Origin of the sequence: Mycobacterium sp. VKM Ac-1816D (assembly GCF_000416385.1) — a bacterium.
GTDB lineage: Bacteria > Actinomycetota > Actinomycetes > Mycobacteriales > Mycobacteriaceae > Mycobacterium > Mycobacterium neoaurum_A.
Window position 1 is genome coordinate 107,056 of record NZ_AOHQ01000138.1, and the last position, 25,000, is coordinate 132,055.

Below are 25,000 nucleotides of genomic sequence, written 5' to 3' on the forward strand. Positions count from 1 at the left end.
GGAATCGAGGCGAAAAGCTGCTGTGAGCAGTGCACCTTCACCCTTCGGACAAAATGAGTGGCTCGTCGAAGAGATGTATCGCAAGTTCCGCGAGGATCCTTCGTCGGTCGATTCGAGTTGGCACGAGTTCCTCGTGGACTACGCGCCGGAACCGGTCGACGGGGGCAGCGAGCCCGCCAAGAGCGCAGCGCCTGCCCCGACCACCACCAACAAGACCACCACCAACACGACCGCCGCCCCCTCCTCCAACGGCTCCGCTCCCGCCAAGCCGGCTGCCCCGGCCGACAAGCCCGCCAAGTCCGCGGCCAAGTCGGACACCACGTCGGACACCAAGCCGGAATCGAAGCCCACCCAGAAGCCGGCGGAAAAGCCCGCCGAGAAGCCTGCTGCGAAGGCCGAACCGGCCAAGCCCAAGACGCCCACTGCCGCGCCGGCCACCGATGACCAGACCGCCGTCCTGCGCGGTGCGGCCGCCGCCGTCGTGAAGAACATGAACTTCTCGCTGGAGGTGCCCACCGCCACCAGCGTGCGGGCCATTCCGGCCAAGGCAATGATCGACAACCGCGTGGTCATCAACAACCACCTCAAGCGCACCCGCGGCGGCAAGATCAGCTTCACCCACCTTCTCGGCTACGCCATCGTGCAGGCGGTCAAGAAGTTCCCCAACATGAACCGGCACTTCGCCGAGGTCGACGGCAAGCCGAATGTGGTCACACCGGCTCACACGAATCTCGGCCTGGCCATCGACCTGCCCGGCAAGGACGGCAACCGCACGCTGGTGGTCGCCGCCATCAAGAAGTGCGAGACGATGGCCTTCGGGCAGTTCATCGCCGCCTACGAGGACATCGTCCGGCGCGCCCGCGACGGCAAGCTCACCGCCGAGGACTTCGGCGGTGTCACCATCTCGCTGACCAACCCCGGCACCATCGGCACGGTGCACTCGGTGCCGCGGCTGATGCGCGGCCAGGGCGCCATCATCGGCGCAGGCGCCATGGAGTACCCCGCCGAATTCCAGGGCGCCTCCGAGGAGCGCATCGCCGAACTGGGTGTGGGCAAACTGATCACGCTCACGTCGACCTATGACCACCGCATCATCCAGGGTGCGGAGTCCGGCGACTTCCTGCGGACCGTGCACACCCTGCTGCTCGACGACGAGTTCTACGACGAGATCTTCCGCGAACTCGGTATCCCCTACGAGCCGGTCCGGTGGCGCACCGACAACCCGGACTCGATCTTCGACAAGAACGCCCGGATCATCGAGCTGATCGCGGCCTACCGCAACCGCGGGCATCTGATGGCCGATATCGATCCGCTCCGGTTGGACAAGACGCGGTTCCGCAGCCACCCCGACCTCGACGTGCTGACCCACGGCCTCACGCTGTGGGACCTGGACCGCGAGTTCAAGGTCGACGGGTTCGCCGGCGCCGAGTACAAGAAGCTGCGCGATGTGCTCTCGGTGCTGCGCGACGCCTACTGCCGCCATGTCGGGGTCGAGTACACCCACATCCTGGAGCCCGAGCAGCAGCGCTGGATCCAGGAGCGCGTGGAGACCAAGCACGACAAGCCCACGGTCGCCGAGCAGAAGTACATCCTGAGCAAGCTCAACGCCGCAGAGGCCTTCGAGACGTTCCTGCAGACCAAATACGTCGGGCAGAAGCGCTTCTCGCTGGAGGGTGCGGAGACCGTCATCCCGATGATGGATGCCGCGATCGACCAGGCGGCCGAGCACGGTCTCGACGAGGTCGTCATCGGTATGCCGCACCGCGGCCGGCTCAACGTGCTGGCCAATATCGTCGGCAAGCCCTACAGCCAGATCTTCAGCGAGTTCGAGGGCAACCTGAACCCGAGCCAGGCCCACGGTTCCGGTGACGTGAAGTACCACCTCGGTGCCACCGGCACGTACCTGCAGATGTTCGGCGACAACGATATCGCCGTCTCGCTGGTCGCCAACCCGAGCCACCTGGAGGCCGTCGACCCGGTCCTGGAGGGTCTGGTCCGGGCCAAGCAGGACATGATCGACTTCGAGGCCGGCAACGAGCAGCCGGCGTTCTCGGTGGTGCCGATGATGTTGCACGGCGATGCCGCCTTCGCAGGCCAGGGTGTGGTCGCCGAGACGCTGAACCTGGCGCTGCTGCGCGGGTACCGCACCGGCGGCACCATCCACATCATCGTCAACAACCAGATCGGTTTCACCACCTCGCCGCACGACTCGCGCTCCAGCGAGTACTGCACCGACGTGGCCAAGATGGTCGGCGCGCCGATCTTCCACGTCAACGGCGATGATCCCGAGGCGTGTGTGTGGGTGGCCAAGCTGGCCATGGACTTCCGCCAGAAGTTCAACAAGGACGTCGTCATCGACATGTTGTGTTACCGCCGCCGCGGCCACAACGAGGGTGACGACCCGTCGATGACCCAGCCCGGCATGTACGACGTCATCGACACCAAGCGCGGTGTCCGCAAGTCCTACACCGAAGCGCTGATCGGCCGTGGTGACATCTCGATGAAGGAGGCCGAGGACGCGCTGCGCGACTACCAGGGCCAACTGGAGCGGGTGTTCAACGAGGTCCGTGAGCTGGAGAAGCACGAGATCGAGCCGAGCGAATCGGTAGAGGCCGACCAGCAGACGCCCAAGGGCCTCAACACCGCCGTCGACAAGTCCGTGCTGGCCCGCATCGGCGACGCCCACCTGGCCGTACCGGAGGGCTTCAACGTGCACCCGCGGGTGCAGCCGGTGCTCGACAAGCGTCGCGAGATGGCCTACGAGGGCAAGGTCGACTGGGCGTTCGGCGAACTGCTGGCCATCGGATCGCTTGTCTCCGAAGGCAAGACGGTTCGGCTGACCGGCCAGGACGTGCGCCGCGGCACCTTCACCCAGCGGCACGCGGTGATCATCGACCGCAAGACCGGTGCGGAGTTCACCCCCATCGATCTGCTGACCACCGACGCCGACGGCAACCCCAACGGCGGCCGGCTCGAGGTGTACGACTCGGCGCTGTCGGAGTTCGCGGCGGTCGGCTTCGAATACGGCTACTCGGTGGGCAACCCTGAGGCGATCGTGTTGTGGGAGGCCCAGTTCGGCGACTTCGTCAACGGCGCCCAGTCCATCATCGACGAGTTCATCTCCTCCGGTGAGGCCAAGTGGGGTCAGCTCTCCGACGTCGTGCTGCTGCTGCCGCATGGCCACGAGGGCCAGGGCCCCGACCACACCTCGGGGCGGATCGAGCGTTTCCTGCAGGTATGCGCCGAGGGGTCGATGACCGTCGCGGTGCCGTCCACGCCGGCCAACTATTTCCACCTGTTGCGCCGCCACGCGCTCGACGGCATCCATCGGCCGCTGATCGTCTTCACCCCGAAGTCGATGCTGCGCAACAAGGCCGCGGTCTCCGAGGTACGCGATTTCACCGAGATCAAGTTCCGCTCGGTGCTCGAGGAGCCGACCTACGAGGACGGCGACGGCGACCGGTCGAAGGTCAAGCGCGTGCTGCTGACCAGCGGCAAGATCTACTACGAGCTGGTCGCGCGCAAGGCCAAGGAGAAGCGCGACGATATCGCCATCGTGCGTATCGAGCAGCTCTACCCGCTGCCCCGGCGCCGGCTCAACGCGACGCTGGACCAGTACCCGAATGTCGAGCAGTACTTCTGGGTGCAGGAGGAGCCGGCCAACCAGGGTGCGTGGCCGACCTTCGGGCTGTCCCTGCCGGAGTTGTTGCCCGAGAAGCTGACCGGCATCAAGCGGATCTCGCGGCGTGCGATGAGCGCGCCGTCGTCCGGGTCGTCGAAGGTCCATGCCGTCGAACAGCAGGAGATCCTCGACGAGGCGTTCGCGCCCTGACCTGATCCCGCCGAGCGTGCGTGTCTGCGCCCCGACACTTCGGTGTCGGGGCGCAGTTCGTGCACGCTCGTGGCGCTAGAAGCCCAGCAGCCCCAGCGGGACGGGCGACTCACCGTTGGCGATCGAGGTGACCGCGCCGGGGCAGAACGCCGAGATGGCGAACCCGGTGAACATGGTGGCGGGCCCGATCGGGCGGCCGATGGTCTCGGACACCCGGCCGGCGACATCGGCCAGGTTCTGGCCGCCGTCGGCCAACATCGGGCAGACGGACTGCCCGGCAGCCACGGCATCGGCAGGGTTGAGGGTGCTCAGGCCGGTGCCGTCGAGGGTGTTGAGGAAGTCACCGGCCGGGTCCGCCTGGGCGGGGGCTGCGGCCAGCAGACCGATGGACAGGGCGGCACCGGCGGCAGCCGCCAATCGCAAACGCATCATGGTGGGAAATCGCTTCCGAGCGCCGGATCATTACAACCGGATCGCACAGAGTGCACCGCATGAACCTCGATCGGGTGCGTTTTGCCTCTGGCCAACGGGTAACAGTCATCACATCATGATCGGATGCACGTCGTGAACGTCGATGGCCGCACCGTCCGCGCCCTGACCGCCGGTGATCGAGCCGACACCCCGCTGCTGTTGCTGCACGGTATCGGCCGCAGCCTGGAGGACTGGACCGAGCAGATCGAGCGGTTGTCCGGGCGCTTCTACGTGATCGCGGTCGACCTGCCCGGATTCGGCCGGTCCGCACGTCGCGACGGCCCCGCCGACCTGGCCACCGTGGCCGACGGGGTGGCCGGGGCACTGGCCGCGCTCGACGAGGACCGACCGTGCCATGTCATCGGCAACTCACTCGGCGGTGCGGTGGCCATGCAACTGTTGGCCTCGCACCCCGACCGCGTCGCCAGCCTCACCCTGGTCAACAGCGCCGGTTTCGGCGCCGAGGTCACCGCGCTGCTGCGGATGCTCTCGCTTCCCGGAATCGGGCGCTACCTCGCCACCCGCAGCACCCCGGCCGGTGCCCGGCTGATGGAACGGCGACTGTTCGCCGACCCGTCGCTGGCCACCCGCGAACGCATCGACCATGCGCTGCGCATCGCCGCCCAGCCCGGCACCGGTGAATTCCTGCTCGAGATGGCCAACCACCTCGGCACCATGCGCGGCGTCCGGCCCCAGTGGCGAACCCAGTTGCTGGACGCCGTCGCCGCGCATCCCCGGCCCACCCTGCTGATCTGGGGTGACCGCGACCGCATCCTTCCCGCGGCGCATCTGGCCGCGGCACGGCGACAGTTCCCCGACGCCCAGGTCCACCTGTTCACCGCGACCGGGCACATGCCGCAGATCGAGCGGGCCGACGAGTTCGCCGAGCTCGTCACCGCTTTCGTGGAGAACGGACCGACCCTGTCGGGCTCGGTACCGCCGGTAACGGCTAAGGTCGGACACAATCGCGTAGACAGTCGATCGCAGAGGAGTGCGTGCATGGAGGGCTTCGCCGGAAAAGTTGCCGTCGTCACGGGAGCCGGGTCGGGAATCGGGCAGGCGTTGGCCGTCGAGCTGGGCCGCTCGGGCGCCAAGCTGGCGATCAGCGATGTCGACACCGAGGGCCTGGCCGTCACCGAGGAGCGGCTCAAGGCCATCGGCGCCCCGGTGAAGGCCGACCGCCTCGACGTCACCGAGCGTGAGGCCTTCGAGCTCTACGCCGATGCCGTCAAGGAACACTTCGGCAAGGTCAACCAGATCTACAACAACGCAGGCATCGCCTACCAGGGCGATATCGAGGTCAGTTCCTTCAAGGACATCGAACGCGTCATGGACGTCGACTTCTGGGGTGTCGTCAACGGCACCAAGGCGTTCCTGCCCCACCTGATCGCCTCCGGTGACGGGCACGTCGTGAACGTCTCCAGCGTCTTCGGCCTGTTCGCGGTGCCCGGCCAGGCGGCCTACAACTCGGCCAAGTTCGCGGTGCGCGGTTTCACCGAGGCGCTGCGCCAGGAGATGGCGATCAACAAGCACCCGGTCCGGGTGACCTGCGTACACCCCGGCGGCATCAAGACCGCGATTGCGCGCAACGCCACCGCGGCCGAGGGCATCGACGTCGCCGAGATGGCCAAGGCCTTCGACACCAAACTTGCCCGCACCAGCCCGGAGAAGGCCGCCCAGATCATCTTGGAAGCGGTCCGCAAGGACCGGGCCCGGGTGCTCGTCGGCGCCGACGCCAAGATCCTGGACGTGCTGATCAGGATCACCGGCTCCGGCGGCTATCAGAAGCTGTTCTCGTCGGTCGCCAAGGGCCTGATCCCCAAGTAGGCGCCTAATGCCCCAGCGGGTGGGTGCCCAGCCAGGCACCCGCCACCGCGCCGGGCTCACCCCCGGCGGTGACCTCGGACCGCATCTGGGCCAGCGCATCGGTATCGAGCACACCGGCCAGTTCGTTGACCGACCGCTGCTGGGTCTGGGTCAATCCGTTGCGCCGGAACACCGGGACGATGTTCTCGGCCCGGATCAGCGCCGTGCGGTCGGACAGCACGCTCAGGTCCTCGGGCTGATCGGGTGCGGCAGCCGTCGTCCAGGCCAGGTTGATCCGGCCGCTGCGCAGCGCGGCTTGCATCGCCACGGCATCGGCGAACTCGCGCGGCGCGGGCAGCGTGCAGGCTCCCAGCACGGTGGGCACCTGGGCACCGCGCACCGCACCGGGTTCCAGTTCCGCGCACCGGCCGACCAGTGCCAGCACATCGGTGGCCCCCCAGTCCGCGGCAGTACGCCCGGTCACGGCCACAGTCGGCTTGTCCGAGGCGCTTTCGGTGTAGTCACCGGCACCGAGCCCCTCCGGTAGCGATCCGACCATCGCGCGGTACACCTGTGCCGCCGAGCGGGCGGGCGCGTCGGGGGCGAACCGGTGTAGCGCCCGGCCGGTGAAGGCCGGCACCACGTCGACATCCCCGGAGTCCAACGCGCCCAACGGGTCCCGGACTTCCTTGATATGCGCTGCGCTGCCGTAATAGCCGAGCGCGGCGACATAGAGGTGGGCAAGCAGAGCCGATTCGGCATCGGGGCCGGCACCCACCGCCACCGAGGGTGGCGGCGGCGTCTGCCCACCGCAACCGGCGACCAGCAGTGCGATCAGCGCGACTGCCAGATACCGGATCGCCGAACCGATCTCAGACCCCGGAGGCTGCGGCCACGGCCTCGGCGACCGCGGGACCGACCCGCGGATCCAGCGCGCTCGGCACGATGTGGTCGACGGCGAGGTCGTCCCCGACGACGGAGAAGATCGCATGCGCGGCGGCCACTTTCATCTCCTCGGTGATACGACGGGCGCCCGCGTCCAGGGCACCGCGGAACACGCCGGGGAAGGCCAGCACATTGTTGATCTGATTCGGGAAGTCACTGCGACCGGTCGCGACCACCGCGGCGTACTTACGGGCCGCGTCGGGGTGGATCTCGGGGTCGGGGTTGGACAGCGCGAACACGATGCAGCCCGGCGCCATGGTGGCGATGAACTCCTCGGGGACCAGCCCGGCCGACACACCGAGGAACACGTCGGCGCCGTCGAGCGCCTCGGCGACCCCGCCGGTGAGTCCGCGCGGGTTGGTGCGCTGCGCCAGCTCGGCCTTGAACGAGTTCAGGTCGGACCGGCCGCTTTCGACGATGCCCTTGCTGTCCAGCACGATGATGTCGCTGATCCCGCTGTTGAGCAGGATGTTGGTGCAGGCCACGCCGGCGGCGCCGGCCCCGGACACCACGACCTTGAGGTCGGTGATCTCCCGATCGAGGACCTTGACCGCACCGAGCAGGGCGGCGAGCACCACGATCGCGGTGCCGTGCTGGTCGTCGTGCATGACCGGACAGTCCAACGCCTCGATGACACGGCGCTCGATCTCGAAGCAGCGCGGCGCCGAGATGTCCTCCAGGTTCACCGCCCCGAACGTCGGGCGCAGCCGGATCAGCGTCTCGACGATCTCGTCGGGGTCCTTGGTGTCCAGCACGATCGGGATCGAGTCCAGGCCGCCGAAGGTCTTGAACAGCGCGCTCTTGCCCTCCATGACCGGCAGCGAGGCGGCCGGGCCGATATCGCCGAGGCCCAGCACGGCGCTGCCGTCACTGACGACGGCCACCAGCCGGTTGGCCCAGGTGTACTTCTTGGCCAGCGTCGCATCGGCAGCGATCGCGCGGCTGACCTGGGCTACGCCCGGGGTGTAGGCGATCGACAGTGCACGCTGGGTATCCAGCGGCGCTTTCAGATCGATCGAGAGCTTTCCACCCTCGTGGGCGGCAAAGATCTCGGCGTCGTCGACGACAACCTGTGGGGTTCGCACCAGTTCGGACATGCGCTCGACGCTACTTCATCCATTCAACTCACCGGCACCCCAACCCCGCTGGTGAGAGGTTGGAAATGCGACCGACGAGTAACATTCTGCCCGGATTGTCCTGTGATGCTGGGAGGTAGCGATGCCGACGTTCCGCACGCCGTCACCGTCCAAGCTGCGCCCTGCCGCGCGCCGCGCCACCGCCGAGCCGGATGCCCGCAGCATCCACGTGCCGGTCTCGCAAGCGATGGTCGATTGCGGGGTCTACAGCGACGGCGCGCGCCTGCCCGGCAAATACACCCACGCCGCGGCCCTGAACAAGGTCCGCGAGATCGAGGCCACCGGAACCACGGCGTTCGTCTGGATCGGTCTGCACGAACCCGACGAACACCAGATGCAAGCCGTCGCCGACGTGTTCGGGTTGCACGAACTGGCGGTCGAGGATGCCGTGCACGCCCATCAGCGCCCGAAGCTGGAGCGCTATGACGACACCCTGTTCCTGGTGCTCAAGACGGTGAACTACGTCGAGCACGACTCGGTGGCCAGCGCCCCCGAGATCGTGGAGACCGGCGAGATCATGATCTTCGTGGGTACCGATTTCGTCGTGACGGTCCGCCACGGCGACCACAGCGGGCTGGCCGGGGTGCGCCGCGCGATGGACAACTCGCCGGCCAGTTGCGCGCTCGGCCCGTACGCGGTGATGCACGCGATCGCCGACCATGTCGTCGACGGCTATCTCGAGGTGACCGATCGGGTGGAGACCGATATCGACGCCATGGAGGAGAACGTCTTCTCCCCCAGCTCGCCGACCGATATCGAGAACATCTACATGCTCAAGCGCGAGATCGTCGAGCTGCGTCGCGCGGTCAGTCCGCTGACGACGGCCCTGCAGCGACTGGGATCCGACCACAACGACCTGATCTCCAAAGAGGTCCGTCGCTACATGCGCGATGTCCTGGACCACAACACCAGCGCCTCGGACCGCATCGCCAGCTACGACGAGGTGCTCAGCTCACTGGTGCAGGCCGCCGTCGGCAAGGTCGGAATGCAGCAGAGCACCGATATGCGCAAGATCTCGGCATGGGTGGCCATCGCCGCGGTGCCCACCGCGATGGCCGGCATCTACGGGATGAACTTCGAGAACATGCCGGAGCTGAAGGCCACCTACGGCTACCCGGCCGTGCTGCTGACGATGCTGACCATCTGCACGCTGCTGTATCGGCAGTTCCGCCGCAACCACTGGCTCTAGTTTTCCTGCGATTTGTGGAGTCTGAGCCGTGACCGACGCGGCTGCGGCTCCACAAATCACCGAAATCAGGACGGCTCGGATGCCCGGCGGTGCGGGTCGAACACGTCGACGCCGTCGGTGCGCCAGGCCTCACGCATCGCCTCGGCGCCCTTGAGCCGCACCCAGGCCGCCTCGGTGGGGGTGATCGGCGTGGCCTGCAGCACTGTCACCGCCGACAACGGTTCCCCCAGCTCGATATCGGCAACCGGGCCGGCACTCAACAGGAATGCCGTGAACGGCGCGGCCTCGAACAGTGGGCCGCTCAGATCGATCAATGCGTCGGGTTCGAGCACCAGACCCTCGACCGCGGGGGCGGCGGCGAGTATGGCGATGGACTTGGCCAAGCCGACCGGGCTGGGCGGGCGCAACGACACCATCACCTCGGCACGCGGCCCGCGCACCCCGTCGGCGACCAGATCCGTCGGATCGGCCATCGGATATCGCGAACAGCCCAGCGACACATAGTGATTGACACCAGCGCCGTCGGGACCGAAGCGCAGGATGTCGATCCGGTCGGCGCCGAGAAAGGTCACGCTGGCCTCGCCGGGGTCGCCGAGCACACCGGCATCGGCGAAGTGCTCTCGCACCCCCCGGCGCACCTCGGCCAGAACGTCGGTCACTAGCCCACCGGCGGGATCGACAGATTCACCCCGGAGTCGGCGTCGAAGATCATCAGCTTGGAGGTGTCCACCGCCAGCTCGGCCTTGCCTCCCGCGCGCACCTTCGAATCCGCGGAAACCCGAGCCACGAACTCGTTCTCACCGGTTCCGGATTCGGCAGCCAGCTGCTCGAGCTGCGCCGACTTGGCCCCGGAACCCTCGGTGCGGAAGTACAGGTACTTGTCGGCGCCCAGCGATTCGACCAGGTCGACGTCGACCTCGAAGGTGACCGCCCGGATCCGCGAGTACGTGTCGATCAACGCGGCATCGTCGAAATGCTCGGGCCGGATACCGGCGATGACGTTGCGGGGCGCGGGATGCTGCTCCAACACCCGCTGCGCCTCGTCGGAGAGCATCACCTCACCGAACGGCAGCTCGATGCCCCCGTCGGTGAGCGAAGCCGGGAAGAAGTTCATAGCCGGCGAGCCGATGAACCCGGCGACGAAGAGATTGGCCGGGGTGTTGTACAGCTCTTCGGGGGTGCCGATCTGCTGCGCGACACCGGCCAGCATCACCACGACGCGATCACCGAGCGTCATCGCCTCGGTCTGATCGTGGGTGACATAGACCGTGGTGGTGCCCAGCCGGCTCTGCAGCCGCGCGATCTCGGTCCGCATCTGCACGCGCAACTTGGCATCGAGGTTCGACAGCGGCTCGTCCATCAGGAACGCCTTGGGGTTACGGACGATGGCCCGCCCCATGGCAACTCGCTGCCGCTGCCCGCCGGACAGTTGAGCGGGCTTGCGGTCCAGCAGGTTCGCCAGATCAAGGATCTTGGCGGTCTCCTCGACCTTGCGATTGATCTCGTCCTTGCCGACCTTGGCCAGCGTCAGCGGGAAGGCGATGTTCTGCCGCACCGACAGGTGCGGATACAGCGCGTAGGACTGGAACACCATCGCGATATCGCGGTCCTTGGGCGCCTTGTCGTTGACCCGCTCGCCGCCGATGCGCAGTTCACCGGAACTGATGTCCTCCAGCCCCGCAATCATGTTCAGCGTGGTCGACTTCCCGCAACCGGACGGCCCGACCAGGATGATGAACTCACCGTCGGCGATCGTCAGCGACAGGTCCTTGACCGCGGTGGCGCCACCGGCATAACTCTTCGACACGTTTTCCAGCACGATTTCGGCCATGACTTACCCCTTCACCGCGCCGGAGGTCAACCCGGCCACGATCCGTCGCTGAAAGATGAGAACAAAGATGATGATCGGGATGGTGATAACCATCGCGCCCGCCGCGATGGAGCCGGTGGGCTCCTCGAACTGCGAGCTGCCGGTGAAGTTGGCGATCGCCACCGGTGCGGTGATGGCCCGCTCGGTCGCCGTCAACGACAGCGCCAACAGCAGATCGTTCCAGGCGAAGATGAACACCAGGATGGCCGCGGTGACGATGCCCGGCGCGGCCAGCGGCGCGATCACCTTGCGGAACGCCTGGCCCGGCGTGGCGCCATCCATCTTGGCCGCCTTCTCCAGATCCCATGGGATCTCCTTGAAGAAGGCACTCATGGTGTAGATCGCCAGCGGCAGCGCGAACGTGATGTACGGAATGATCAGGCCGGGCCAGGTGTCGAACAGCCCGAGCCGGCGCTCGATGTTGAAAATCGGTGTCACCAGCGAGATCTGCGGGAACATCGCGATCAGCAACGCCACCCCGACGAGCAGCTTCTTACCGGGGAAGGCCAACCGGGCGATCGCGTAGGCGGCCATCCCACCGATGGTGACCGCGATCAGCGTGGTGATCAGCCCGATGCCGATCGAGTTGACCAGCGCTGAGGTGAAGATGTTGCCCTCGAAGATCGCCTTGTAGTTGTCGAAGGTGATCTGCTCGGGGATGAACTTGCCGTCCTTGACCGACGATGTCGGCTTGAGCGACAGCGACAGGATCCACAGCACCGGGATCAGTGCATACAGGACGACGATGACGTTGACGATCGCCCACCCGGTCGCGCGGCGGGCATTCACCTGCTCGCTCATCGGCGCGCCCCTTCCTCGTCGCTACCCGGCGCCGCAGCTCCGAAGATCTTGATGAAGATGAACGCGATGATCGCGACGCACAGGAATATCAGCACGCTGATCGCCGAGCCCAACCCGAGGTTGAATGCCTTGAAAAGGTTGTTGTAGCCCAGGATCGACACCGACCCGGTGTCATTGGCGCCACCGGTGAGCACATAGATGTTGTCGAAGATGCGGAACGCGTCCAGGGTGCGGAACAACAGGGCGACCAGGATTGCCGGTTTGATCAGCGGCAGGATCACCTTCGTCAGCCGCTTCCACGGCCCGGCGCCATCCATCTGGGCCGCATTCAGCAAGTCCTGGGGCACCAGGGCCAACCCGGCGAGCAACAGCAGCGCCATGAACGGCGTCGTCTTCCAGACCTCGGCCAGCACGACGATGGCCAGTGAGGGAAGCTGTTCGGTCAGCGGCGCGCTGCCGTCGGGCAGCAGGTTGGCCAGATATCCCGTCCCCGGCGTCCATGCGTAATACCAGCTGTAGGACGCCGCGACGGTGACGATGCCGTAGGGCACCAGGATCGCGGTGCGCACCGTGCCCTTGCCGAAGATGGTGCGGTGCATGACCAGTGCCAGCGCCATGCCGAGCACGAACTCGATGACCACCGAGACGATGGTGATACCGACCGTCACCACGAAGGCCGTCCACCAATACCGGTCGGTGAGGATGGTCTGGTAGTTGCCGAGGCCGATGAACTCGACATCGTCGGGCGCGGCCAGGTTGTAGCGCTGCAGGCTCAGCCAGACCGCGTAGCCGATCGGGTATGCGGTGACCGCCAACATCAGGAACACCGCGGGGCTGATCAACCAGAAGGCAAGTCGTCGCTGCGCGGCGAGGTCATCCGTGCCCGTCTTCGCGCTCACGGAATGAGCCCCTTCCCGTCGATCGCCTTCTGCACCTGTTCGGTCAGCTCGTCGGCGGTCCGCTCCGGATCGATATCGGTGATCGGGGCCAGCGTTGCCGATATCCGGGTCGACAGCGCCTGGTACACCGGCGTCGCAGGACGCACCGCGGCGTTGGTCAGCTGTTGCCGGATGATCTCGTACTGCGGGTACTTCTGCTGGAAGGCCGGGTCGTCGTAGAGCGAGGCCCGCACCGCGGGCAGCCCGCCCTCCACCGAGGTGTAGCGCTGGTTGTCGACATTGCGCAGGCAACGGATGGCCTCGAAGGCCTCGGCCTTGTGCTGGGTGTTCTTGCCGACGGCCAGATTGAGCCCGCCGAGGGTGACCTTGGCCTGCTCACCGTCGACCATGGCTGGGAATGGGGCGAACCCGAATACCTTCTTGCTCGCGTCGTAGGCGATGTTGAACTGCTCGTCGGACGGCGAGAAGCTGCCCGCATCGTTGATCGCACTGGTCAACGCCGGGTCCTGGTTCAGCGGCAGGAACGGCACGCCGCCCTTGACCGCGTTCTCCAGCATGGACGGCAACACGAACGGCCAGTTGACCTCCAACGCGGCTTTGCCCTGTTCGAGCGCGAGCCGCGCGGTGCCCTCGTCGGTCTGGGTGATCGACGGGTCCGCACCCGGGGCGGTGGCAACGTCCTTGATGGTCTGCAGCGCCTTCACCGTCGCGGCACGGTGCTCCGGGGTGTCGGTCAGGGTGACGGTCTGACCGTCATCGGAGAGCACCTGTCCCCCGGCGCTTTCCAGCAGCGTGTTGAACCACACCACCAGACCCTCGTACTGCTTGGCCTGCACCGCGATCCAACTCGGCCCGCCCGCGGCGTACTGGCGCTTGGCCTCGGCCACCATCTGATCCCATGTCGTCGGCGGAGCGGGCATCAGATCGGCTCGGTACCAGAGCAATTGGGTGTTCGTGGTGATCGGTGCCGCGTACAGCTTGTCCTGCCACTTGGCGGTCTCCAACGGCCCGGGCAGCGTGTTCTCGGTGGCGTCGGCCTCGGCCTGCCCGGCCGGATCGTCCGAGAGTGGAAGTGCCCAACCGGCTTCGGCGAACTCCGCGGTCCACACCACGTCGAGGGCCATCACATCCAGCGATTTGTCGTTGCCGGTGAGCCGGCGGGCCAACTGCAGGCGTTGGTCGTCGGCGCCCTTGGGCAACGACACCTGCCTGATCGTGAAGCGGCCGCCGAGTTGCTCATTGCACTTCTGCGCAACAGCGGTGAACGTTGCCATCTCATTGGCGGGTGTGTAATAGCTGATGACGATGCCGTCGTCGGCGGAACCACACGCCGTCATGACCGACCCGGCCGTCAATGCAGCCATCACCGCCGCACAAAGCCGTCGTGTGCGCACTACCGGCCTCCGTTTGCGTCCGATGTCGCCGCCGTGGCGACCTGCAGGAGAAACCTCCGCGGGGCCAACGTAGAGCCATAGGCGCGTACTATGCAACCACTTGCCGGGCGCGTCGGCCCATCAGATCGTCAAGCGTGCCAGCAGATCCCGCCCCTGCTCGGCACTGCGCGGGTCGCACAGCACGTCGTAGCGGCCGGCGACCAGCTGTAGTGTCGAGCTGAAATCCCTTGTGCCACGCGCCATCGCGTACGGAATGGCCGAGGTGATCAGGCCGAAGAACACGCCGGCGATCAGACCCGTGGCCAGTGCACCCCACGGGCTCGGGCTGAAGAAGCCGAGGATCAAACCGATGAACAACCCCAGCCACGCCCCGGACAGCACACCGCCGCCGAGCACCTTGGGCCATGACAGCCGGCCGGTGACGCGCTCGACCTGCATCAGGTCGACGCCAACTATCGTGACCTGCTCCACCGGAAACTGTTGATCGGAGAGGTAATCCACCGCACGCTGGGCCTCGGCGTAGGTCGGGTAGGAGCCGATGGGCCAGCCCTTGGGTGGTGTCGGCAGCGCGGCGGGCCCGCGAGCACCCGGATCTTGGCCTGGTCGAAGGGGACCCGTCATGACTCTGCTCTCCTCACGTAGACAAGCCGGTATGCGAACAACCCTATGCCGCTGCGCGCCATCATGGGTACCCGCGTCCCGATCGCCGAATCAACACCACCACCAGCACGTACGCTACGTTTGGGGCATGAGCAATCCGGGAGAGGACGCACCAGCCACCCCGCCGTCGGAGCCGGGTTCGCAGGCCGAGTCGAGTTCGCAACCGTCCGCCTCCGGATACGAGGCGCCACCGATCGAGCGTCCAGCCGAGACGCCGGGCTACCCGGACTACACCCCGCCGCCCGCATACGGGTACAGCCAGCCGCCCCCACCGGTCCAGCCGCCGGGTTATCCGCAGCAGGGTTATGCCACCCCCGGATATGCGAACCCCGGATACACGACCCCTGACTACGCGGCCACCGGATACCCGCCGCCGCCACCGGGCTACGGCGCCCCGCAAGGCATCGGCTCGCCGTATCCGCCGCCGGGGTTCGGCCCACCGCCCATGCCGCAGGCCCAGTTCGGCACACCGCCACCCTATGGCGGCCCTGGCGGCTATCCCCCGGGATATCCGGCACCCTACGGCGGGCCCGCGGCGGTCCCGCAGAACAGCATGGCGGTCGCCTCATTGGTCTGTTCCGGGCTGGCCGTCCCGCTGTTCTTCCTGTGCTTCATCATGGGGATCCCCGCAACGATCGCCGGCATCGTGCTGGGAATCGTCGCGCTCAACCAGATCAAACGGACCGGACAGCGCGGCAAGGAGTTGGCCATCTCCGGCATCGTCCTCGGCGGTCTGGTCTTGGCCGCCGGGATAGCGCTGGGCATCTTCATCGGCGCGCTCGCCAGCGTCTCCCCATGACCGGCGGTCACCCGTACGGCCATCCCGACGATCCCGGCCTTCCGCCGCCGCTGCCCCCACAGGGCTACCCGCCCGCAACCTGGGCGCCGTATCCGCCCTACCCGGGCTACCCGCCGTACGCGGGCTATCCGCCCCACCGCCCGCCGGGCACGAACGGCATGGCGATCGCGGCACTGGTCAGCGCACTGGCCGGGCTGGTCTTCTGCGGACTTCCGTCGGTGGCCGGGCTGATCCTCGGGGTGATCGCCATGCGCCAGACCAAGAGAACCGGTCAGGACGGTTACGGGCTGGCACTGGCCGCGACGATCGTCGGCGCGCTGGCGACCGTCGTCATGGTCCTCGGAGCGCTGTTGTGGATCGGACTGATCGCCGGCAGCGTGGCCCTGCACTGAGGCGCTACGCCGGCGGCCGATAGGACTCTCCGGTGCGGGCCATACCCGCCGCGCGGCCCTTGCCCGCCACCACCAATGCCATTTTCCGGCTGGCCTCGTCGATCATCTCGTCATCGAGCATCACCGCCCCGCGCGCACCGCCGGCCCGCGAGGTGTGCCACGCATAGGCCTCCAGGATCAGTTCGGCACGGTCGTAATCGGCCTGGCGCGGGCTGAACAAGTCGTTGCCCGCGGCGATCTGGTCGGGATGCAGCACCCACTTACCGTCGTACCCCAGGGCGGCGGACCTGCCCGCGACGCGGCGGAAACCCTCGACATCGCGCACCTTCACGTACGGGCCGTCGATGGCGTTGATGCCGTGGGCACGGGCGGCGACCAGGATCGTCATCAGCACATGGTGGTGCGCGTCGCCGATGTCATAGCCGTCGGGCTGCCCACCAACCTCGAGGGTCCGCATGTTCAGGCTGGCCGCCATGTCACCGGGGCCCAGCACCAGCGCCTGCACCCGCGGTGCGGCGGCGATCGCGTTGATGTTGACCAAGCCCTTGGCGTCCTCGATCTGCGGTTCGATACCGATGCGCCCGACGGGCAGGTCATGCGACCGTTCCAGCTGGGTCAGCAGCAGATCCAGGGCATGGACATGGGTGGCGTCGGAGACCTTGGGCAGCACGATCAGATCGAGCTGCGCGCCGGCGGCGGCGACGACCTCGATGACATCGGCATGCGTCCACGGCGTGGTCCAGTCGTTGACCCGCACCCCGCGCAGCGCCTGGTCCGACCAACCCGGCTCGGCGAGCGCGGCGGCCACGCGCGAGCGCGCCTCGGTCTTGGCGTCGGCCGCCACCGCATCCTCCAGATCCAGAAACACCTGGTCGGCGGCGAGCGTTTTGGCCTTCTCGATCATTTTGTCGCTGCTACCCGGAACGGACAGGCAGGTTCGGCGGGGGCGATACAGGTTGTCCACGGCTCAAGTCTCTACGCTTTGTCCCATGGTTGCGGTCACCCGGGTGTATGCGGCCCGCCTTGCGGGCATGGTCGTGCTGGGCCCGGACGGCGAATCCGTCGGGCGGGTCCGCGACATCGTGGTGAGCATCAGCATCGTCCGCCAACAACCACGCGTTCTCGGCCTGGTCGTCGAATTGCTCACCCGCAAAAGGATTTTCGTACCGATTCTGCGTGTCACCGCGATCGAGCCCGGCACCGTGACGCTGTCCACCGGAAACGTCTCGCTGCGCAGGTTCTCCCAGCGCCCCGGTGAGGTGCTGGCACTGGGCCAGGTGCTGGAAACCCGCGTGCGGGTCGACGATCCCGATCTGGAGCAGCTGGCCGGGATGGACGTCGTCGTCGTCGATCTGGGTATCGAACAGACCCGCACCAGGGACTGGATGGTGACCAAGGTCGCCGTCCGCCCGCAACGCCGCCTGGGCCGGCGCAGCAACGTCTACTCGGTGGACTGGAAGCATGTGCACGGCCTGACACCATCCGGTCTGGCCATGCCGGATCAGGGCGTCGCCCAGTTGCTCGAACAGTTCCAGGGCCAACGCCCGGTCCAGGTCGCCGACGCGATCCGCGACCTGCCGGCGAAACGTCGGTTCGAGGTCGTCAACGCCCTCGACGACGAGCGGCTGGCCGATGTACTCCAGGAACTACCCGAAGACGAGCAGGCCACCGTGCTGCGCCAGCTCAAGACCGATCGCGCCGCCGACGTGCTGGAGGCGATGGATCCCGACGACGCCGCCGACCTGCTGGGGTCGATGGCACCCGCCGATGCCGAACAGTTCCTGCGCCGGATGGATCCCGAGGACTCCGAGGACGTCCGACGCCTGCTCAGCCACTCGCCGAACACCGCCGGCGGTCTGATGACCTCCGAACCGGTGGTGCTGGCGCCCGACACCACCGTCGCCGAGGCGCTGGCCCGGGTCCGCGACCCGGATCTCACCCCGGCGCTGGCCTCGCTGGTGTTCGTGGTGCGCCCGCCGACGGCCACCCCGACCGGCCGTTATCTGGGCTGTGTGCACCTGCAGCGACTGCTTCGTGAACCGCCGGCGGCGCTGGTCAGCGGCATCGTCGACACCGACCTGCCGAGCCTGCGCCCCGACGAACCGCTCGGCGCGTTGACCCGCTACTTCGCCGCCTACAACCTGGTGTGCGGGCCGGTGGTCGACGAGGAAAACCACCTGTTGGGCGCGGTATCGGTCGACGACGTGCTGGACCACCTGCTGCCCGATGACTGGCGCGAGCACGAGGGTGAGCCGGTGATCATGAAGGAGTCCACGACGTGACCCGGACCGACAGCAACGCGTCCAGGGAAGGCGTCGCATGAGCGACTCGGCACGCCAGCGTCTCGACACACCACGCCGATCACGCTCGCTGCGCCCCCGCTTCGATGTCGAGGCGGTGGGGCGCGTCAGCGAGCGCATCGCGCGGTTCCTGGGCACCGGCCGCTATCTGGCCATCCAGACCATCGTCGTGATCGTCTGGATCCTGTTGAATGTCGGCGCTTTCGCCTGGCAGTGGGATCCGTATCCGTTCATCCTGCTCAACCTCGCGTTCTCCACCCAGGCGGCCTATGCCGCACCGCTGATCCTGCTGGCCCAGAACCGCCAGGAAAACCGGGACCGGGTGTCGCTCGAGGAGGACCGCCGGCGCGCCGAGCAGACCAAGGCCGACACCGAGTACCTGGCCAGGGAGCTGGCGGCACTGCGACTGGCCGTCGGCGAGGTGGTCACCCGCGATTACATGCGACGCGAGTTGGAGGACCTGCGCGACATGCTGGTCGAACTTGTGCCGCCGAAACCGAAGAAGAACAAGGGCAAACGAGCGGTGGCCGACAGCGCCGAGCCGGACGGTGCCGACGACTCCGAACAGGATCAGTGAACCCATTGGCCCACCACGCCGACCTCGCAATGGGTATGGTGACCTGGTTCACAACGGTCGGGTAACGGATTTAGGACGGTTGAGTGGCAAAACGGGGAAGCGCCGCCCTCGCAGCGGCGCGGCGCCGCGCTGATCAGGCGCTCCGGTCCGTGGCCGATTCGGCTCCCAGCTCACGCGGGTTGTTGGGCGTCGCCGTGCTCGCCCCGCTGGTGCTGACGCTCGGCGTCGGCGCGTCCGGGCCGTCGGTCAAACCCGTACTCGAGGCGACCGTCACCCCGCTGGCCGCGGTGGTGCCCACGCCCGACGAAAGTGCCGGCGCGGTCGTGGTTCCGGTCTACCGGGCGCCGCGTCCGTTCCAGACTGCCGGCACCGCGCTGACGGCTCCCCCGCCCGCCGCGGTGGTCAGCTCGCCGGGCAGCCTGCGGATCCCGACGGTTGCCCTCAACGCCTACCGCAACGCCGAACGCATGATGGCCGCTGCCGCGCCGAACTGCGGGATGAGCTGGAACCTGCTGGCCGGTATCGGCCGCATCGAGTCCATGCACGCCAGCAACGGCGCGACCGATATCAACGGCACCGCGGTGCGGCCGATCCTCGGCCCGGCGCTGGACGGCTCGCTGCCCGGCAACGAGGTCATCGTGCAGAGCCGCAACAACGACCGGATCACCTACGCCCAGGCGATGGGTCCGATGCAGTTCCTGCCGGGGACCTGGTCGCGGTACGCCTCCGACGGCAACGGTGACGGCAAGGTCGAGGTGCAGAATCTCTTCGACGCCACCCTGGCCGCGGCCCGCTACCTGTGCAGCGGCGGACTGAACATGCGGGATCAGAGCCAGGTGATGACGGCGATCCTGCGCTACAACAACTCCGTGGCCTATGCCCGCAACGTGCTCGGTTGGGCGGCGGCCTACGCCACCGGGGTGGTGCCGGTGGATCTGCCGCCGATCACCGGGTCCGTGCCGCAGTTGCGCGACGCCAACGTCCACCTCGCGACCAACGCCGAGGGGCTCGGGCCGGGCCTGCCGCTCAACGCACTGGGACTGCCGTCGACCGATCCGATGGCCGTGATGCCCTTCTTCGATCTGGGCCGGGCCAACGTCGCCGACCGGTTGCCGGTTCCGCCAGGACCGGATCAGCCTGCGGCCGTGCCGAATTGCGCCGTCTTCTGCATCGGGGAGAACAAGCCCGTCCCGGCGGCACCGTTCAACCCGTTCGCACCCCCTCCACCGGCCGCACCGTTCAACCCGTTCGCGCCGCCCCCGGCCGCCCCACCCGCGCCGTTCAATCCGTTCGCGCCCCCGGCTGCCCCGCCCGCGCCGTTCAATCCGTTCGCGCCCCCGGCTGCCCCGCCCGCGCCGTTCAATCCGTTCGCTCCGCCGCCGCCCGCACCGGCCCCGGTCGCACCGGCGCTCCCGGCGGCACCCGGTCCGGCTCCGGGCCCCGCGCCCGGTCCGGCGGCCTGAGGCACCCGAGGTCACCAACCGACGAGTCGGCCCGGCGGTCCGACGGTCGGCGACAGCGGCCTAGACTCGGTGGCAATGTCCTCGACACATACCGACCTGGAAGCCGCGGTGCGCTCCGCGCTGAACAAGGTCGTCGACCCCGAACTGCGCCGTCCGATCACCGAGGTCGGAATGGTCAAAAGCGTCTCCATCGCCGACGACCATTCCGTCGCCGTCGAGATCTACCTGACCACCTCGGCCTGCCCGAAGAAGACCGAAATCGTGGACAAGGTCACCGCCGCGGTGACCGACGTGCCCGGTACCGGCGCGGTCAGCGTCGCCCTCGATGTGATGAACGACGAACAGCGGGCCGAGTTGCGCAAGCTGCTGCGCGGCGATTCACGTGAGCCGGTGATCCCGTTCGCCCAGCCGAACTCGCTGACCCGGGTGTACGCCGTCGCCTCGGGTAAAGGCGGCGTCGGCAAGTCCAGTGTCACGGTGAACCTGGCCGCCGCGCTCGCCGCACGCGGGCTGCAGGTCGGTGTCCTCGACGCCGATATCTACGGCCATTCGGTGCCGCGCATGATGGGCATCGTCGATCGACCGACCCAGGTCGATTCGATGATCCTGCCGCCGATCGCCCATGACGTGAAGGTCATCTCGATCGCGATGTTCACCCAGGGCAATACGCCGGTGGTGTGGCGCGGTCCAATGCTGCACCGGGCACTGCAACAGTTCCTCGCCGATGTCTACTGGGGCGACCTGGACGTGCTGCTGCTCGATCTTCCGCCGGGCACCGGTGACATCGCCATCTCGGTGTCCCAGTTGATCCCCGGCGCGGAGATCCTGGTCGTCACCACGCCGCAGTCCGCCGCCGCCGAGGTCGCCGAACGCGCCGGTGCCATCGCGCTGCAGACCCGCCAGCGCATCGTGGGCGTCGTCGAGAACATGGCCGGTCTGACACTGCCAGACGGCACCGTCATGCGGGTGTTCGGTGAGGGCGGCGGCCGGCAGGTCGCCGAGTCGCTGACCCGTTCGGTCGGTGCCGAGGTGCCACTGTTGGGACAGGTGCCACTGGAGCCCGAGCTGGTCTCCGCGGGTGATTCCGGGGTGCCGCTGGTCTTGTCGGCGCCCGATTCCGCCGCGGGCAGGGAACTGCGCAAGGTCGCCGACGCCCTCGGTGCGCGCAAGCGCGGACTGGCAGGTATGTCACTGGGTCTGGACCCGGCCGGACGCTAGCCGGACACCGACCGCCTCAGGTCGCGTCCGCGTCGAATCTGGTGGGCCCGGGTTCCCGCGGCTTCGGCGGGGTCTCCGGGACGGCCGGTGTGGGCGCGTCGGGAGAGACCGGTTTGACCGGCTTGTCGAAGTTGCCGGTCAGGAACGAATCGTCACCGTCGAGCAGATGCTTGGTCAGCGCGGCCCGCGGCGTCATACCGCGAAGCTTCTGCAACTCGCTCAACGGTTGACGCAGGTCGTCGAACTCGGGGCCGAGATCCTCACGCAGTTGATTGGTTGCGCCGCTGAGATACTCGCGGGCCTGGCGCACCGCGTTGGAGGTCCACCGGATCGCTCCGGGCAACCGTTCCGGGCCGAGGATGACAAGACCCGCCACCACCAGGATGAGCATCTCGCCCCAGCCGACATTGGCGAACATCTCAGGCCGTGCCGTCGCCGATCGGCGTGACGGTCAACGTGACCGGGCGTCCGTCGCGCAGCACCTCGACGGGCGCCGGCTCGCCGATCTTCAGCTGACGGACCGCGACGACGAACTCGTCGGCGTCTGCCACCTTGCGGTTACCGATCTTGATCACCACGTCATTCTCCAGGATGCCCGCCCGCTCGGCAGGCCCACCGGCCTTGACGTTGGCGATCTGGGCTCCGGAGGCCAGATCGTTGCTGACCGAACGGGCCGTCAGGCCCAGCGACGGGTGCTCGATCTTGCCCGCCTCGATCAGCTTCTGGACGACATCCTTGACCTCGTTGACCGGAATGGCGAAGCCGAGGCCACTGGCGCTGTCCGACAACGACTTTCCTGCCGTATTGATGCCGATGACCTCAGCGTTCATATTGATCAGCGGGCCACCGGAGTTGCCGTGGTTGATCGAGGCGTCGGTCTGCACGCCGTCGATCACGGTGTCGGTGTCCGAACCGTCGCCGGACAGCGGCAGCGGCCGATGCAGCGCGCTGATGATGCCGCTGGTGACGGTGCTGCGCAGGCCCAGGGGCGCACCGGCGGCGATGACTTCCTCGCCGACCTGGAGCTTCTCGGAGTCACCGAGCCGGGCCACGGTGAGATTGTCGACGTTGTCGACCTTGAGCACCGCGAGATCGGTCTTGGGATCGCGGCCGACGAGGTTGGCGGGCACCGACTTGCCGTCGTTGAAGACGACGAACATCTTGAACTTGGCCGGGTTCTTGGCGGCCTCGGAGATGACGTGATTGTTGGTCACGATGTAACCGCGGCCGTCGACCACCACACCGGATCCCTGGGATCCCGACTGATCGCTGGTGGCCTCGATGGTGACCACCGAATCGGCCACCGCGGCAGCCACCTCGGCGAGCCGGCCCGCGGGTTGAGCGGGTAGGTCGCTCGTTTCGAGGGTGACCTTGGAGGTGGTGAAGGCCTCGACGACCTCGGCGGTCTTGTTGCCGACCAGACCGCCGAGCGCGCCGATCAGCAGGGCGATCAGCGCAAGGATCACCAGCGCGACGACCGAGACCTTGCGACCGAAGAGCACGTCGCGCACCCCGAGCTTGCCCTGGGGCGCCTGCACCACCACCGGCGCGGAGGCCACGACGGCCGGCGCACCGAGCGCTGCGGCCGCGGACGGGTCGCGCCACGGGTCAGGGGTGTCGTCTTCATCGGAGAGGTTCTCGGCATCCAACGCACCGGCGTCGGCGGGATGACGTTGCAACGAGTCGCCGCCGGCGTACGGCCGGCCGAAGGCCTCGGCCAGTACCGGGTCCGGGTTCAGGCTCTTGGGGGTGTACTCCCCCTGGTCGACGTGCTTGTCGGCACCCAGGAACGAACCGGACACACCGGCGGGGCGGCCGAAGGCACGTTGCGAGGCGGGATCCACCGGCGGACGCGACACCGGGCGCGGAGCCAACCGAGGGTTGTTACCCGATTCGTCCTTGTTGCTCACCCGTGCATCACTCCCCGGTCACAGCACGCATCCTCGGTTGGCACGCGCGACTACTGGTCTCGATTGCAACCCTACCGGCGCTTACGGCGCGCCCTGGCGACGCCGTCTGCGACGCGCTGTGGGTCTTCATTGGACGGCTGCTCCGGTGGATCCCGGTCCGGGATCTGGGACAACAGGCCGAGTAGAGAGCTGGGCATCGCGATATGGCAGGAATCGCGTAATGCGGTACGGGCCTGACGCTGGGCCTCGACCTCGTCGGCGCACATCGGGCACAGCGAGAGGTGGTGGCCGGCGCGCAGATGTGCCGTCATCCGGAGCTCACCGTCGACGAAGGCGGCAATTGCCTCGGGCGAGAGATGCTCGGTGGAGCCGAACCGGCGCGGGCCGACCGGGGCGCTGCTCTGCGACGCGAACTGGGTCGGCAGCCAGGAGAATGCGCGACGGAATACATCGCCAGGGTCGGCCATCGCCCCGCTCCTTCCGGATCGCCGCATCGTCACACCGACAACACTCATCTGAATGTAGCGCGGTACGCCGCAGCGCACACCCACGACCGCTCAGGCCGACGCGCTCAGCTGGTCGGAGTTCTTGGCCAGGTGCTCACGAAGAGCCTGGCGACCGCGGTGGATCCGGCTGCGGACGGTGCCGAGCTTCACGCCGAGGGTGGCGCCGATCTCTTCATACGACAGACCCTCGATATCGCACAGCACGACGGCGGCGCGGAACTCCGGCGGCAGTGAGTCCAGCGCTGCCTGCAGATCGGGGCCCAACCGCGAATCGTGGTAGATCTGCTCCGGGTTCGGGTCCTCGGCGGGCACCCGGTCATAGTCCTCGGGCAGCGCCTCCATACGGATGCGGGTGCGGCGACGGACCATGTCGAGGAACAGGTTGGTGGTGATGCGGTGCAACCAGCCCTCGAAGGTGCCGGCCTGGTAGTTGTGCACCGAGCGGAAGACCCTGATGAAGGTCTCCTGGGTCAGGTCCTCGGCGTCCTGCTGATTACCGGAAAGGCGGTAGGCCAGCCGGTAGACGCGGTCGGCGTGTTGGCGCACCAGCTCATCCCAAGACGGCATGGCCGCCTTGTCGCCGGTGGCGTCGAACACCGCGGTGCCGGTCAGCTCGTCGGAGGGCTCGACCCACTCGCCGTCGGTGAACTGCTCCAGGTGGGGCATGGTGACGGGACTGGCAGCCGGGCTGCTCGTGGTGCTCACTGAAGCGGTGATCGGATCCTCCAAATCGAGATGGCAGGCGGACGTCTGCTCGTTGCTAGGGGAAACGTGGCCGGTATCGGCCGTATTCCGAAGACGCAAGCTGTCGCCGTGTTCCATGCGTAGTACG

The 25,000-nt window shown here is 67.5% G+C and carries 23 protein-coding genes and 1 pseudogene; 10 read left to right on the plus strand and 14 right to left on the minus strand.

What is annotated here, in order from left to right:
* Positions 1–22 precede the first annotated feature (22 nt).
* Positions 23–3,832, plus strand: a complete 3,810-nt coding sequence (locus tag G154_RS17330; protein WP_023986118.1) for a multifunctional oxoglutarate decarboxylase/oxoglutarate dehydrogenase thiamine pyrophosphate-binding subunit/dihydrolipoyllysine-residue succinyltransferase subunit — start codon at positions 23–25, stop codon at positions 3,830–3,832.
* Between the two features lie 75 nt (positions 3,833–3,907).
* Here G154_RS17330 and G154_RS17335 read toward each other — a convergent pair whose 3' ends face one another.
* On the minus strand, positions 3,908–4,264 hold the full coding sequence (locus tag G154_RS17335; RefSeq protein ID WP_019510451.1) for a DUF732 domain-containing protein: 357 nt from the start codon (positions 4,262–4,264) through the stop codon (positions 3,908–3,910).
* 123 nt (positions 4,265–4,387) lie between these two features.
* Between G154_RS17335 and G154_RS27155 the strand changes: the two are divergent.
* A pseudogene (locus G154_RS27155) lies at positions 4,388–5,179 on the plus strand (alpha/beta fold hydrolase); the annotation flags it as partial.
* A 123-nt stretch (positions 5,180–5,302) separates the two neighbouring features.
* Entirely contained in the window at positions 5,303–6,130 is an 828-nt protein-coding gene (locus G154_RS27160; RefSeq protein WP_023986119.1) for an SDR family oxidoreductase, read from the plus strand.
* A gap of 4 nt (positions 6,131–6,134) precedes the next feature.
* Here the strand turns inward: G154_RS27160 and G154_RS17345 are convergent, their stop codons facing one another.
* Together G154_RS17345 and G154_RS17350 are read right to left on the minus strand one after the other, a co-directional pair.
* Complete coding sequence (locus G154_RS17345; RefSeq protein ID WP_187697566.1) at positions 6,135–7,100, minus strand: glycine betaine ABC transporter substrate-binding protein; 966 nt, start codon at positions 7,098–7,100, stop codon at positions 6,135–6,137.
* Positions 6,982–8,151 carry an NADP-dependent malic enzyme gene (locus tag G154_RS17350; RefSeq protein ID WP_019510454.1) on the minus strand — a complete coding sequence of 390 codons (1,170 nt, stop codon included), beginning with the start codon at positions 8,149–8,151 and terminating at the stop codon, positions 6,982–6,984. The genes G154_RS17345 and G154_RS17350 overlap by 119 nt, the downstream gene beginning before the upstream one ends.
* A gap of 121 nt (positions 8,152–8,272) precedes the next feature.
* Between G154_RS17350 and corA the strand changes: the two genes are divergently transcribed.
* Complete coding sequence (gene corA / locus G154_RS17355) at positions 8,273–9,379, plus strand: magnesium/cobalt transporter CorA (protein WP_019510455.1); 1,107 nt, start codon at positions 8,273–8,275, stop codon at positions 9,377–9,379.
* Positions 9,380–9,444: 65 nt separating this feature from the next.
* Here corA and G154_RS17360 read toward each other — a convergent pair whose 3' ends face one another.
* The 6 genes from G154_RS17360 to G154_RS17385 form a co-directional block, all read right to left on the minus strand.
* On the minus strand, positions 9,445–10,038 hold the full coding sequence (locus G154_RS17360; protein ID WP_019510456.1) for a suppressor of fused domain protein: 594 nt from the start codon (positions 10,036–10,038) through the stop codon (positions 9,445–9,447).
* On the minus strand, positions 10,038–11,210 hold the full coding sequence (locus G154_RS17365) for an ABC transporter ATP-binding protein (RefSeq protein WP_019510457.1): 1,173 nt from the start codon (positions 11,208–11,210) through the stop codon (positions 10,038–10,040). The genes G154_RS17360 and G154_RS17365 overlap by 1 nt, the downstream gene beginning before the upstream one ends.
* Positions 11,211–11,213: 3 nt before the next feature.
* On the minus strand, positions 11,214–12,038 hold the full coding sequence (locus tag G154_RS17370; protein ID WP_174241790.1) for a carbohydrate ABC transporter permease: 825 nt from the start codon (positions 12,036–12,038) through the stop codon (positions 11,214–11,216).
* A gap of 8 nt (positions 12,039–12,046) precedes the next feature.
* Complete coding sequence (locus tag G154_RS17375) at positions 12,047–12,949, minus strand: carbohydrate ABC transporter permease (RefSeq protein ID WP_019510459.1); 903 nt, start codon at positions 12,947–12,949, stop codon at positions 12,047–12,049.
* Positions 12,946–14,313: an ABC transporter substrate-binding protein gene (locus G154_RS17380; protein WP_019510460.1), complete on the minus strand. Its 1,368-nt coding sequence runs from the start codon at positions 14,311–14,313 to the stop codon at positions 12,946–12,948. Before G154_RS17380 ends, G154_RS17375 begins: the two co-directional genes overlap by 4 nt.
* A gap of 150 nt (positions 14,314–14,463) precedes the next feature.
* A complete protein-coding gene (locus G154_RS17385) occupies positions 14,464–14,964 on the minus strand; it encodes a general stress protein (RefSeq protein WP_019510461.1) in 501 nt (166 codons plus the stop codon).
* A 127-nt stretch (positions 14,965–15,091) separates the two neighbouring features.
* Between G154_RS17385 and G154_RS27310 the strand changes: the two genes are divergently transcribed.
* Both G154_RS27310 and G154_RS17395 read left to right on the plus strand, forming a co-directional pair.
* Positions 15,092–15,802: a DUF4190 domain-containing protein gene (locus G154_RS27310; protein ID WP_019510462.1), complete on the plus strand. Its 711-nt coding sequence runs from the start codon at positions 15,092–15,094 to the stop codon at positions 15,800–15,802.
* Positions 15,799–16,194: a DUF4190 domain-containing protein gene (locus G154_RS17395; protein WP_019510463.1), complete on the plus strand. Its 396-nt coding sequence runs from the start codon at positions 15,799–15,801 to the stop codon at positions 16,192–16,194. Before G154_RS27310 ends, G154_RS17395 begins: the two co-directional genes overlap by 4 nt.
* Positions 16,195–16,198: 4 nt before the next feature.
* Here the strand turns inward: G154_RS17395 and G154_RS17400 are convergent, their stop codons facing one another.
* A complete protein-coding gene (locus G154_RS17400; RefSeq protein ID WP_023986122.1) occupies positions 16,199–17,158 on the minus strand; it encodes a CoA ester lyase in 960 nt (319 codons plus the stop codon).
* 25 nt (positions 17,159–17,183) lie between these two features.
* On the opposite strand from G154_RS17400, the gene G154_RS17405 reads away from it, so the two are divergent.
* From G154_RS17405 to G154_RS17420, 4 genes are all read left to right on the plus strand, one after another.
* Positions 17,184–18,476 (plus strand): CBS domain-containing protein, encoded by a 1,293-nt coding sequence (locus G154_RS17405; RefSeq protein ID WP_019510465.1) that lies wholly within the window; start codon positions 17,184–17,186, stop codon positions 18,474–18,476.
* A 37-nt stretch (positions 18,477–18,513) separates the two neighbouring features.
* Positions 18,514–19,071: a DUF1003 domain-containing protein gene (locus G154_RS17410; RefSeq protein ID WP_019510466.1), complete on the plus strand. Its 558-nt coding sequence runs from the start codon at positions 18,514–18,516 to the stop codon at positions 19,069–19,071.
* 149 nt (positions 19,072–19,220) lie between these two features.
* On the plus strand, positions 19,221–20,534 hold the full coding sequence (locus tag G154_RS17415; protein WP_019510467.1) for a lytic transglycosylase domain-containing protein: 1,314 nt from the start codon (positions 19,221–19,223) through the stop codon (positions 20,532–20,534).
* A gap of 75 nt (positions 20,535–20,609) precedes the next feature.
* On the plus strand, positions 20,610–21,752 hold the full coding sequence (locus tag G154_RS17420) for an Mrp/NBP35 family ATP-binding protein (RefSeq protein WP_019510468.1): 1,143 nt from the start codon (positions 20,610–20,612) through the stop codon (positions 21,750–21,752).
* 16 nt (positions 21,753–21,768) lie between these two features.
* Here the strand turns inward: G154_RS17420 and tatB are convergent, their stop codons facing one another.
* The 4 genes from tatB to sigE form a co-directional block, all read right to left on the minus strand.
* Entirely contained in the window at positions 21,769–22,170 is a 402-nt protein-coding gene (gene tatB / locus G154_RS17425) for a Sec-independent protein translocase protein TatB (protein WP_019510469.1), read from the minus strand.
* Position 22,171: 1 nt separating this feature from the next.
* Positions 22,172–23,662 (minus strand): S1C family serine protease, encoded by a 1,491-nt coding sequence (locus tag G154_RS17430; protein ID WP_019510470.1) that lies wholly within the window; start codon positions 23,660–23,662, stop codon positions 22,172–22,174.
* Between the two features lie 71 nt (positions 23,663–23,733).
* Positions 23,734–24,129: an anti-sigma E factor RseA gene (rseA, locus tag G154_RS17435; protein ID WP_019510471.1), complete on the minus strand. Its 396-nt coding sequence runs from the start codon at positions 24,127–24,129 to the stop codon at positions 23,734–23,736.
* A 90-nt stretch (positions 24,130–24,219) separates the two neighbouring features.
* Positions 24,220–24,990: an RNA polymerase sigma factor SigE gene (gene sigE / locus G154_RS17440; protein WP_023986123.1), complete on the minus strand. Its 771-nt coding sequence runs from the start codon at positions 24,988–24,990 to the stop codon at positions 24,220–24,222.
* Positions 24,991–25,000: the final 10 nt, after the last annotated feature.